This window comes from Mucilaginibacter pocheonensis (genome assembly GCF_031456535.1).
In the GTDB taxonomy this organism is placed as follows: domain Bacteria; phylum Bacteroidota; class Bacteroidia; order Sphingobacteriales; family Sphingobacteriaceae; genus Mucilaginibacter; species Mucilaginibacter pocheonensis.
On sequence record NZ_JAVDUU010000004.1, the window covers coordinates 565,397 to 576,713 of the forward strand.

Genomic DNA, 11,317 nt, shown 5'->3' on the forward strand with positions numbered 1-11,317 from the left:
TTCCCACGGGGAGCTGAGTGGCTTATATCAGTTAATAGTTATTTCTGTTGAGTTTTTATATTCACTCATATCTGAGGTGATCACTACATCGCCGGGTTTTACGCCGTCTTTTATTTCTACAAAATCAAAATTGGTAAGGCCAATGTGAACTGTCCGTCGGATGGCCTTTGTGCCGTTTATTAAAAAAATATCCTGCAGATTAGAGCCCTTAAATGCCGGGCCATTGGCTACCCGCATAACTTTATTATGGGTTGCGGTCACCAGGAAAACATCTACTTTCATATTCGGACGAAGCAGCTTATTGGAGCGGTCGTCAAGTTGTATGTCAAAAGAGATGATACTGTTTTGGATGGAAGGCGATACGTTGGTTACGTGACCGCGTAATTGATTATCGTTAATACGTATAATTACCGGGATACCGGCATGCAAATCATCAAGGGAGTTATCAGATATACTGCCCTGAATTTTAAAACTACCCAAATCGGCAATGCGGGCCAACGTTTCGCCTTCATGTACATTGGCGCCAATGTTTTTGTTTACATAAGTGATTACCCCTTTGCGGGTGGCCACCACATTAGCCAGCTTCAGTTTACGCAACAGTTCGTTCAGATCATTTGCTTGAATAGCCGCGGCTATTTCGGCCTCCTTGATCTCTATGCGCATAGTTTGCTGCTTGTTCTTTATTTCATTTTCCAGTTGTTTTTTTTCTAACCGGGCTACTTTTAAATTAAGTTCGGCCTGTTCAATATTTTCGCGTGTACCGCCTCCCGCTTTGTACAGGCGTTTGGCATTTTCAACGGCATCGGTCAGATCGCTGATACGCAGTTGTTTAATATCATTATTAGACTGGATGTCGTAAAAACTTTTCCCGAGATCAAGCTTTAGCTTACTGATCTCATTGCGTTTTGACTCTAACTGAAACCTTTGCTTTTCATACTCGGTTTGAGTTGCCGATTTATCAAGAGTAATAATGGATTGGCCGGCATTTACTTTATTGCCGGCATCCATTAACGCGTTTTTTATAGAAGCGTTTATGGGGCTGGTGATGATCTCTTCAAACTCCGGCAGCACCTCGCCAGTAGCATTGATGGTATTTTCAATATTACCTGTTTCAACTACAGCAGTGGTAATTTCAGACCGGTTTATTGACGACTTGATGAAGCTCCGCAACGTAAATATAGCCAGCACTAAGCCTGCTATAACAATGAACCCAACCAGCGCCGCTTTTTTTCTTTTTTGTGATGTTACCTCAAGCGTAATTTCCTTATCCATTGCTGTACTTTTGAACAAGGATTTTGCAAGAGCTATACCAACATTAAATAATTAATTATCAACAAGTTGTAGTTTTTTTATTTTCAAAAAGTGATCGATTCCGGACACTTTTTTTGTTTATGGACAATTGGATCGGGGCATAAAAAAGCCGTAGTTTAAAAAAACTACGGCTTTTTACTATCCTGAATATAGAATTCAGCGAAACGCTGAAGCTGAAATAAATATATTGCGGGGAGATTAAAAATCAGAATAAGCGGTTGGATAAAGGAACGTTATATCCGCATGCGAAACATTATTTTTATACTCGGCCTTTGCCGACAGGGATTTCCAGTACGGGTCATTATTAAAAGCTTCCCAATGCTTGTCCCTATCTTGTTTATTATTAAAAGTGGTCATGTACATGAGGTTGGGCATATGTGTGCCGGCTATAACTTCTGAGTAAAATACGGCATTAAAGCCAAGACGTTTAAAAAGCCCCACTTCGTCGCCGTCATTAAACATACGCACTTTATTAAAATTGTATTTTTCGGTGGCACTCTCATAACTGCGCAGCTCATATACCCTATCGGCCTTATTACCAGTTAAATTGGGTACCGCCGGTGCAGGCATACCAGGGAATGCCTGCAATACCAATGTTTCAATACGGTTATAAGGAGCCTCTTTATAATCGGCATTTATGTAATCTTCACCGTCGGTTAAATATTTGGTGTCGGCATACAATTCTTTGTCAATATTAATTAGCTTATCCACGGATTTAAATGGAGTAAAAACATAAATGCGCATGTCCGCGGTATCCTGTTTTACAGGTTTAAATACACCAACATTTTTAATGCCCGTCCTGTGTAACGCGGGTATGTAAGCCTGTTCCAAATAACGTTCAATACGGCCTTCCTGTGCCTGGGTTTTGTAATGATATATTTTAAGCTGATAATAATATTTCTTGGCCGCAAAAGCAGATGATGCCGACATGCCCAGGACAAAAAACAGAATGATCGTGAACAGCGAGTAACGGGTTTTGTAAAGTGATTTCATGTATAAAGATAGTTTCAAATCAATTAATTTCGCCACATTTATAAAAAAGTGATTGTCACATTTTTATTTCATTTAGGGCTGATTGTGATACATTTATAAAAAAGGCCTGTAAGTTAAATTTACAGGCCTTTTAATATCAATAACGGACAGGTTACAATTCACGAACCCAAATATTTCTGAAACTAAGCGGTTCACTTTTGTCGCCGTGTGCCTGTAATTTTATTGGCGCGGCGCCATGTTTTTTACCCTCATAAGTTGCCTTGCCTATGTATTGGGTTGGCCCCCAAAGTTCAAAGTTGTTTTCAACCACTACGCCATTAAAAAATACAGTTGCCTTAGCTGGCGATTTTACAGAACCATCTTCGTTAAATACAGGTGCTGTCCAAACCACGTCATACACATTCCACTCACCTGGTTTGCGACCTGGGTTTGCTAAAGGGATAGCCTGCTTGTAAAGACTGCCGGCCATACCATTTACATATGTTTTGTTATTGTAGGAATCTAAAACCTGCAGTTCATAGCCAGCATCGCCTTTACCTAATGATGCTAAAAATATACCGCTGTTACCGCGTCCCTGACCGCTTCCTGTAATATTTGCCGGAACGCGCCATTCAATATGCAGCTGGTAATTGGTAAATGATCTTTTGGTTTCAATATTACCTTTAGTTTTATCAACGGTTAAAACATCGCTTTTAACTTTCCATTGAGCGGGGGTCTTATCTTCTGTAGATACCCACTCGTCAAGGTTTTTACCATTAAAAAGAACGATAGCGTCAGATGGGGCTTCGCCTAACACCTTCCCCGGAGTAACCACTTTTGGTATCGGCTCCCAGGTTTCGGTGTCTTCGGGTTTTGCTGTTTGCTGCGCATTTGCCATAAAGCAACTGCCGGTCAAAAGCGCTGTTAATATAATTGAATATTTCATATAGATATTATAATTGGTTTAAATGTGAAGCGTATTTTTTAAGTAAGATGCACTTTGGGTGATGCTTACGTAAGGATCAATGTTGGTATAGTTTTCCTGCTCAACAATAAAGTGTTTAATACCGGCAAGTTTGGCTTTACTTAAGATAGTTTTAAAATCAATATCACCATTGCCAATTTCGGTGTTCAGGTTAGCGTTGGTTTTATCCCTGTCCTTGATATGTACAAAGGTGAAACGGCCGGGATGTTTCTGAAATATGGCCACAGGGTCCTGTCCGGCACGAACCACCCAGTATAGGTCCATTTCCATGCTTACCAGCTTGGGGTCGGTATTATTCAATATTACATCGTAAAAAGTAGTATCGCCAACAGGATGCCATTCAAAGTTATGGTTATGGTAACCCAGTTTTAAACCTGATGCTTTACAGATCTCGGCAATCTTATTCATCTTTTCGGCTACCGCCTTACAATCGTCAACCGTTTTTATAAAATTATGATTTAACGAAGGGATGATAATATAGGTTTGTCCTATGGTATTAGCCACTTCAATATAAGCTTTCAGGTCGTCAGTTTTGCCTTCGCCAAAGTATTGATCAAGCCCGTAATGACCGCTTGGGGTGCGCAGGCCATTATCTTTAAGTAACTGACTAAAGTCCTTACCAGGTAAGCCCCAATAGCCGGTTTCTTTATTAAACCCAAATGTTTCAACTTCTTTATACCCGGCTTTAGCTACCTTGGCTATTACACCTTTTACATCCTTTGGTAACTGATCGCGTAAGCTATATAATTGCAGCCCGGCGCCATTGCTACCTTTGGCCGATAAAAAATTTGGTTTTATCATCACACCTGCTGTAATTAATCCTGCCTGTGCTAAAAACGTTCTTCTGGTTGTCATGTATATTCGTTTGGTTTATGTAGTATTAGAGCAAATTCAGTGCGTAAGGTTTAAACATCGCAAATATGTACCGCCTTGCGTAACGAGGCGATATGATCTGGCTGCTTCGGGATAAACTCCTGCGCCACATATCCTTTATGCCCCACTCCTACAATAGCTTTCATAATAGCTGGATAATAAAGTTCCTGGGTATCGTCAATTTCATTACGACCGGGTACACCTCCTGTGTGGTAATGCGCTATGTACTGATGATGTTCGCGGATGTTACGGATCACATCGCCTTCATCTATCTGCATATGGTAAATATCATACAGCAGTTTAAAGTTTTCAGATCCAAGTCGTTTACAAAGCTCTGCGCCCCAGGATACCCTGTCGCACTGATAATCCTTATGGTCAATTTTACTGTTCAACAGCTCCATTACCAGCACAACATTATGTTTTTCGGCAAGGGCAACCAAAGGCTTCAAACCTTCTACACAATTGTTCCATCCGGTTTCATTGTCCTTACCACGGCGACTGCCGCTAAAACAGATCAGATTTTTATAACCGGCAGCAGCAACCTTCGGAATCATTTCTGAATAGTTTTTTTGCAACTGGGCATGGAACTGCTTATCACCAAAACCATCGGTCAGGTTAATTTCTGCACCATTACACATAGACGAGTACAGGCCATGCTTTTTTAGCGTTGGCCAATCGGCAGGGCCAACCAGGTCAATACCTTTAATACCAATGTCTTTAGCAGCTACGCAAAGTTGTTCAACCGTAATATCGCCATAGCACCACCGGCATACCGCATGGTTAATATTGCCTTTAAGAGTATCGGGTAACATCTCTTTGTGTTGTTCTTTTTGTGTAAATGAAGTAATTACGCCCGACGCAGTTATAGCGGCGGTACCGGCAAGCATATTTTTGATAGCCGATCTTCTGTTTTGATTTGATGCCATGTTGTTTATATCTCGGTTTGTGCAGAGGGCTCCTGTATATCTAAACCCTTTTGAGTTGCCATGCTGGTTTTATCTTTAAATAATAGCAGGAATAGTATTAATACCACAGCTGCAATTCCGGCTGGTATAAGCCAGATAGTTTGCCAATCATGTGTGGTGGCTGATGTTTTCCAGTTATCAACTATTGGTCCTGAAATGTAAGAACCGATAAGCATCCCTACGCCGTAAGTTGCCAAAGTAATAAAACCTTGCGCTGCACTTTTAAAACGTTCGCCGGCCAAATTATCGGTATAAATTTGTCCGGTAACAAAGAAGAAATCATAACAGATACCATGCATTACAATGCCAGCTATCAGCATCCAGTAATTAGTGCCAACATTGCCATAAGCAAAGAATATATAACGCAATACCCAGGCTAACATACCTACCGCAAGCATTTTCTTTACTCCAAGCCTTACAAAGAACAAAGGCATTGCAGCCATAAACAGCAGCTCTGACATTTGCCCCATGGATTGTTTACCGGCGGCAGCTGTCATACCTACTTCATTTAAAAAGGGGTTGGTAAAATTGTAATAAAATGCCAGCGGGATACATATTGCTACCGATGCCAGAAAAAAAGTAAGATATGACCTATTTTTGAGCAGACCAATAGAATCAAGGCCAATAATGTCGCCGAAGGATGTTTTCTGGCCTTTTTTTACAGGAGGGGTATCAGGCAAAGTAAAGCTTAACAAGCCTAAAATAAAAGAAGCCCCGGCGGCCATTTTGAAGGTAAGCACCAGTGAGCCAGTCTTTTCCCATCCAAGCCAGCCGATGATCAACCCGGCAACAATCCACCCTGCAGTCCCAAATACCCTGATGGGCGGGAATTCCTTACTCGGGTTTTGCATTTGCTTAAATGATACCGAATTTACCAATGCCAGTGTTGGCATGTAAATGATCATGTAAAACAATATATTCGGATAAAACTTGCCAAAATCAGTAATAGTAGTTGCATAAAAAAGAGATGCCGCACCAAGCAAGTGCAATACCCCTAATATTTTTTGTGCCGAAAAGTATTTATCGGCAATAAGCCCTATTACAAAAGGAGCTATAATGGCTCCTAATGATTGTGTTGCATAAGCGCCTGCGTTTTGAGTACCTGTAGCTTTTAATGTTACCGTTAAATATGTACCCATCGTAACAAACCATGCTCCCCAGATAAAAAACTCCAGGAACATCATTGCAGAAAGTTTTACCCTGATTCCAGTGGTCATAACTATTTTATAAGGTGGATAAACTCAGGTTATTTTTTTAACGATAAAACGTATTTAACCATTTCCTTCGCGTCCTCTAATGACACGGTTGGGTGTGGAGTCATTGGAATATCGCCCCAGTTACCTTTGCCACCATCAATAACTTTTTTGGCAAGTGTTTCAATATTTGCTTCAGTAGCAGGATATTTAGCTGCAACATCCTGAAATGCCGGCCCAATAACCTTTGTATCAACCTTGTGGCAGGTATTGCAATCTGCTGCGGCTATTAAGCTTTCGCCTTTTGCTGAACCTGCTGATCCGCCCGCACTTTCGGTACCGGTTTTTGTAGCGTTGGTATCAGCGTCAGAGTTGGTTGCCTTTGCAGTTTGATTTGCTGCCTGTGTACTGTCGCTACCACCCGAATTTTGTGATGAATTGCCGCCGCATGCGCTGATTACCGCGCAGATACCAAGAATAAAAAATGCCTTTTTCATACGTAATTTTGTTTTTAATAATAACCTGTCAGTATCATATCTGTTTTAGTTTATTGTTTCTGACGGTTTTATGACTGATTTTAATTGTGATTAATGTGAGCGAAAAATACAATTTTTATACTAAAATGGTGTACTTTTTACACAGTAACTGTGTTTAAAGGTGCACTTTTTTTCTTTCCGCGCATATAAAATACTAACCCGGCAAATGCAACTATCAGTACCACAGGGATAATAAGCGTAGTATTTAACACTTCGGGCCCTGCAGCCGACCGGGCCGCATCAAAAGCTTTAGCCATATCTGTACCCGCTGCTGCAGACCGATAGGCATCTAAACTGGCCCCGGGCGGAAGTTTCTGAGCCATAATGCCATCATAATATCCACCCATAAATATCATATAAATTGATACGCCAAACATACCCGCTCCACCCATCAGGTTTAATCCTACGGCTCCGGTGCGTGGCAGGTTCTCTGCTACAAAGCCTATCATGCAAGGCCAGAAAAAAGCAACCCCTAATCCAAAAACAACAGCTGCTAAATATATAGCATCACCATGCAGGTGAACCATCAGATAAATACCCAGCGCCGACAGAACCGCCGAAATAAGCAATACGCCCTGCGGAGCCAAACGGTGAACAATAGGACTCGCGAATGCCCTGCCCAACACTTGTACAGAAGCTACAAAAGTGAGGATCAGGATAGCATTGTCGGTAACGGTTTTAAACAGTACATCCGTCCATTGGTTGGTAAATAATTCTGTAATTGCTGTACCAAACATACACACGATCATGAACAGGAACAATGGATTAACCAGCGCCTTGTACATCTCGCTGGTACTTACACCCGCCGATACTCTTTCCGTAACCGGGAATTCTAACTTAGAAAAAAGGAAACCGTAAATAAGTGTTGGAATAAGCATAAGGGCTACTTCCAGTTGTGATATCCAGTATGGCTTTGGCGATGCACCATGTGCGAGCGTTGTATCCAGCCCGAACACGATAAGGGTGCCAATAACGATACCCGCCGGAAACCAAAGGTGAAAGTGATTAAGCTTAGTGGTTTTATTATCTGTGTATAATGACGCAACCAAAGGATTACAAGAAGCTTCGACCGTACCGTTGGCAATGCCAATCATTAAGGTAGACAGGAACAAAGTCCAGTATCCGTTAGCAAAAATGGTAAGCAGGATGCCTATTAAATGAAAAATAAAGGCCGATACCAGCAATTTCTTCATGCCGATGATATCAACAATGAACCCGCCAACTATAATAGCCAGTGGAAAACCCCAAAATGCCGTTGCAGCAATGGTGCCCAGCTCTGAGGCATTCAAATGAAATCTTACACCCTGATCATTGAGGATGCCGGCACGTATGCCAAATGATAATGATGTTACCAACAGGGATAGGCAACTGGCCCTGAAAAGCTGTGTACGGTTAATGGTTTGCATTTAAAGATAATTAGGTTTTGTTAATTGGTTAATTGGTATACCAAATATAGGCTTTTATTTTTCTCGCTTATCAACTTATGTCATTGCGGGGAGGAACAACGAAGCAATCGCGAACTGTGCAAGTTAAACCTGCACAATATGCGATTGCCCTGCTATCGTTCACAATGCACGCTTTTATTGTTTATATTCCCAGCGTCTTCCGGTTAAATGCGTCATCAGAACCTGATGCAGCAAAATCATCAAATGCCCGCTCTGTAACCCTGATGATGTGGTCTTTAATAAATGTTGCGCCTTCTCTGGCGCCATCTTCAGGATGCTTTAGTGCACACTCCCATTCCAACACCGCCCATCCTTTAAAATCATACTGGGTTAGTTTACTAAATATGCCTTTAAAATCAACCTGTCCGTCTCCCAATGAGCGGAAACGCCCGGCACGGTCTATCCAATTCTGGTAACCGCCGTAAACACCCTGCCTGCCGGTAGGGTTAAATTCAGCATCCTTTACATGGAACATTTTGATGCGTTCGTGATATAAATCAATATACTCCAGATAATCAAGACATTGCAATACCAAATGCGACGGATCATACAGCAGGTTTGCTCTTTTATGGCCGTTTACTTTATCTAAAAACATTTCATAAGTGATACCGTCATGCAGATCTTCGCCCGGATGTATCTCATAGCAAAGGTCGATGCCGTTCTCTTCATACACATCCAGTATAGGCGTCCAGCGTTTGGCCAGTTCGTCAAAGCCAGTATCCACAATACCTGCTGGCCGTTGCGGCCATGGGTACATCATTGGCCAAAGCAAGGCTCCACTGAAAGTAACGGAAGCATTAAGCCCTAAATTTCTGGAAGCCTGTGCTGCATATTTTACCTGCTGCACGGCCCATTTTTGTCTTTCAACCGGGTTGTTATGATAGGCCTCGGGTGCGAAAGAATCAAAAAGCGAATCATAAACAGGGTTAACCGCAACCAATTGCCCTTGCAGGTGGGTTGATAGTTCTGTTATTTCCAATCCCGCTGCATTTACAATGCCTTTTATTTCATCGGCATAGGTTTTACTTTCGGCGGCTTTTTGCAGGTCAATAAACCGGCTGTCATTGGTTGGCAATTGAACGCCTTTGTAACCCAGGCCGGCTGCCCATTTACAAATAGACTCCAAACTGTTAAATGGTGCCGCGTCGCCTATAAACTGCGCTATAAATATGGCTGGTCCTTTTATAGTTGTCATAATTTTTTAAATAGAAAATTCAGTCCACTTTTTATCCGATTTGCCAGATGCTATTACATTTTCAATAAATGCCATACCCCTTACGCCCTCTTTTATACCGGGATAATCCAATTCTTCGGGCGAAGCGGTTTTGCCTTCGATACCTGCCTTTACCGTTAGGGCAAAATTGCGGTACAGGTTGGCAAATGCTTCCAGGTAACCTTCGGGGTGGCCCGCGGGCGTACGGGTATTATGCTGGGCAAACGAGCTGGTGTAGCCACCGCCGGTGCGCCATACTTCCATTGGTTTATCAGTATACATCAGCGTTAACGAATTGGCGTCACTTTGATGCCATTCTAACCCGCCTTTTTCACCATAAACGCGAATTTTAACATTATTTTCTTCGCCTGCTGCAATTTGCGTAGCGGTAAGCACACCACTTGCGCCGTTATTGAATTTAAGCAGTGCCGCGCCATCGTCATCCAGTTTGCGGCCTTCAACTACAATATTGATATCGGCGCAAATTTGGGTAACCTCTAAACCGGTCACATACTCGGCCAGGTTAAAGGCATGAGTGCCTATATCGCCCATGGCTCCGGCGATACCGCTTTTACCAGGGTCAGTGCGCCATGAAGCCTGTTTATTATCATCGCCTTCCAGAAAGCTGCTGAGCCATCCCTGGGGATACTCAACATACACCTTACGGATAGTTCCTAATTTTCCCGCTTTTATTAGTTGCTTGGCTTCCTTAACCATAGGATAGCCTGTATAGGTGTGGGTAAGGCAAAACCGTTTACCAGTTGCCTTTACTACTTTCTCCAGTTCCTTAGCTTCGGCCAGTGAAAAGGTCATAGGCTTATCTAAAACAACATGGAAACCATTTTCCAGCGCCATTTTTGTAGGGTCAAAATGCACGTGATTTGGTGTTACAATACTAATCACCTGTACACGCTCATCCTCTGGCAACTGTTTTTCTTTTTCAATAAGCTCGGTATACGAATTATATATGCGGTTGGCTGGCAGCCCCAGCAATAAACCGCTGGCCTGCGACTTCTCTGCGTTGCTGCTAAAAGCGCCGCAAACCAGTTCATATTCGCCATCAATACGGGCGGCAATACGGTGCACAGCGCCAATAAACGCGCCCTGACCGCCGCCGATCATTCCTAATCTTAATTTCATTTTTGGTAGGGGGTTGATTAAGTTGGCTGGTGAGTGGTTGCTTAGTTCATAACCATTCTCCACTCACCTCATCAACTAATAACTAATTTTTTATGTAGCCCAGGCTTTATCGCCTTTTTTATAAGGGACACAGCCATCATAACGTCCGGGTACGGCCACATAACGCAGGGCCTTGGTTGCACCAACTTCTGATGTGAAGAAACCCAGCAAAGTAAGTTCTTTCATCATCCTGAAATAATGGTTAGGATCTTCCGGCTTTTTGGTTTTAGTATAAGCTTTTTGCTCGGCATCAAGGCTGGTAAGCAGCTCGGTACGTTGTTTTGCATCGGCTTCCATAAACTTTTTGCCAAACTTCTTTTTACTGGCTTCGTCAAGGTCAGCAATACCTTTAACAAATATTTTCTGGTCCTCCGGTTTGTAGCAATCCTGAACCATTAATGCCATAAAATTGCCCACATCGGCCGCTTTAGCGCCGGGGGTATTGGTAGCAGGTAAAATGGTTTCGCCAACCTCGTTAAAAAAAGCAACGTTATCCTGATCAAACAGTTCGTTAACTTTTTTTGAGGTTGACTTACAGCCCGAGATAAAAAACTCGGCTCCTATTACCGTACCCCCAAGTATCAAACCAACCCTTCCTATAGCTTCTCTTCTATTCATGATTATTATTGATTTATTGAATTAGTG

The 11,317-nt window shown here is 42.3% G+C and carries 11 protein-coding genes; all 11 read right to left on the minus strand.

The features are described 5' to 3' along the window. Positions 1–27 precede the first annotated feature (27 nt). Positions 28–1,272, minus strand: coding sequence for an efflux RND transporter periplasmic adaptor subunit (locus J2W55_RS20560; protein WP_310100247.1), 1,245 nt, complete (start codon positions 1,270–1,272; stop codon positions 28–30). Positions 1,273–1,509: 237 nt separating this feature from the next. After that, positions 1,510–2,304, minus strand: a complete 795-nt coding sequence (locus J2W55_RS20565; RefSeq protein ID WP_310100250.1) for an NIPSNAP family protein — start codon at positions 2,302–2,304, stop codon at positions 1,510–1,512. A 151-nt stretch (positions 2,305–2,455) separates the two neighbouring features. Continuing rightward, positions 2,456–3,229 (minus strand): 3-keto-disaccharide hydrolase, encoded by a 774-nt coding sequence (locus J2W55_RS20570; RefSeq protein ID WP_310100253.1) that lies wholly within the window; start codon positions 3,227–3,229, stop codon positions 2,456–2,458. A gap of 18 nt (positions 3,230–3,247) precedes the next feature. Next, positions 3,248–4,123 carry a sugar phosphate isomerase/epimerase family protein gene (locus tag J2W55_RS20575; protein ID WP_310100256.1) on the minus strand — a complete coding sequence of 292 codons (876 nt, stop codon included), beginning with the start codon at positions 4,121–4,123 and terminating at the stop codon, positions 3,248–3,250. Positions 4,124–4,173: 50 nt separating this feature from the next. Continuing rightward, complete coding sequence (locus J2W55_RS20580; protein ID WP_310100259.1) at positions 4,174–5,067, minus strand: hydroxypyruvate isomerase family protein; 894 nt, start codon at positions 5,065–5,067, stop codon at positions 4,174–4,176. 5 nt (positions 5,068–5,072) lie between these two features. Beyond that, the gene (locus J2W55_RS20585; protein WP_310100263.1) at positions 5,073–6,323 is read right to left on the minus strand and encodes a nucleoside permease; all 1,251 of its coding nucleotides are present in this window, start codon (positions 6,321–6,323) and stop codon (positions 5,073–5,075) included. Between the two features lie 29 nt (positions 6,324–6,352). Then, the gene (locus J2W55_RS20590; RefSeq protein ID WP_310100265.1) at positions 6,353–6,796 is read right to left on the minus strand and encodes a c-type cytochrome; all 444 of its coding nucleotides are present in this window, start codon (positions 6,794–6,796) and stop codon (positions 6,353–6,355) included. Between the two features lie 137 nt (positions 6,797–6,933). Next, positions 6,934–8,241, minus strand: coding sequence for an MFS transporter (locus tag J2W55_RS20595; protein ID WP_310100268.1), 1,308 nt, complete (start codon positions 8,239–8,241; stop codon positions 6,934–6,936). A 181-nt stretch (positions 8,242–8,422) separates the two neighbouring features. Continuing rightward, positions 8,423–9,475 carry a sugar phosphate isomerase/epimerase family protein gene (locus J2W55_RS20600; protein WP_310100270.1) on the minus strand — a complete coding sequence of 351 codons (1,053 nt, stop codon included), beginning with the start codon at positions 9,473–9,475 and terminating at the stop codon, positions 8,423–8,425. A gap of 6 nt (positions 9,476–9,481) precedes the next feature. After that, complete coding sequence (locus J2W55_RS20605; protein ID WP_310100273.1) at positions 9,482–10,633, minus strand: Gfo/Idh/MocA family protein; 1,152 nt, start codon at positions 10,631–10,633, stop codon at positions 9,482–9,484. A gap of 90 nt (positions 10,634–10,723) precedes the next feature. Beyond that, positions 10,724–11,290: a gluconate 2-dehydrogenase subunit 3 family protein gene (locus J2W55_RS20610; RefSeq protein ID WP_310100276.1), complete on the minus strand. Its 567-nt coding sequence runs from the start codon at positions 11,288–11,290 to the stop codon at positions 10,724–10,726. Positions 11,291–11,317 lie beyond the last annotated feature (27 nt).

Excerpts from the sequence above, each read along its gene's own strand:
- J2W55_RS20610 (WP_310100276.1), bottom strand. The coding sequence starts at position 11,290 with ATGAATAGAAGAGAAGCTATAGGAAGGGTTGGTTTGATACTTGGGGGT.
- J2W55_RS20590 (WP_310100265.1), bottom strand. The coding sequence starts at position 6,796 with ATGAAAAAGGCATTTTTTATTCTTGGTATCTGCGCGGTAATCAGCGCA.
- J2W55_RS20560 (WP_310100247.1), bottom strand. The coding sequence starts at position 1,272 with ATGGATAAGGAAATTACGCTTGAGGTAACATCACAAAAAAGAAAAAAA.
- J2W55_RS20605 (WP_310100273.1), bottom strand. The coding sequence starts at position 10,633 with ATGAAATTAAGATTAGGAATGATCGGCGGCGGTCAGGGCGCGTTTATT.
- J2W55_RS20570 (WP_310100253.1), bottom strand. The coding sequence starts at position 3,229 with ATGAAATATTCAATTATATTAACAGCGCTTTTGACCGGCAGTTGCTTT.
- J2W55_RS20575 (WP_310100256.1), bottom strand. The coding sequence starts at position 4,123 with ATGACAACCAGAAGAACGTTTTTAGCACAGGCAGGATTAATTACAGCA.
- J2W55_RS20585 (WP_310100263.1), bottom strand. The coding sequence starts at position 6,323 with ATGACCACTGGAATCAGGGTAAAACTTTCTGCAATGATGTTCCTGGAG.
- J2W55_RS20600 (WP_310100270.1), bottom strand. The coding sequence starts at position 9,475 with ATGACAACTATAAAAGGACCAGCCATATTTATAGCGCAGTTTATAGGC.
- J2W55_RS20595 (WP_310100268.1), bottom strand. The coding sequence starts at position 8,241 with ATGCAAACCATTAACCGTACACAGCTTTTCAGGGCCAGTTGCCTATCC.
- J2W55_RS20580 (WP_310100259.1), bottom strand. The coding sequence starts at position 5,067 with ATGGCATCAAATCAAAACAGAAGATCGGCTATCAAAAATATGCTTGCC.
- J2W55_RS20565 (WP_310100250.1), bottom strand. The coding sequence starts at position 2,304 with ATGAAATCACTTTACAAAACCCGTTACTCGCTGTTCACGATCATTCTG.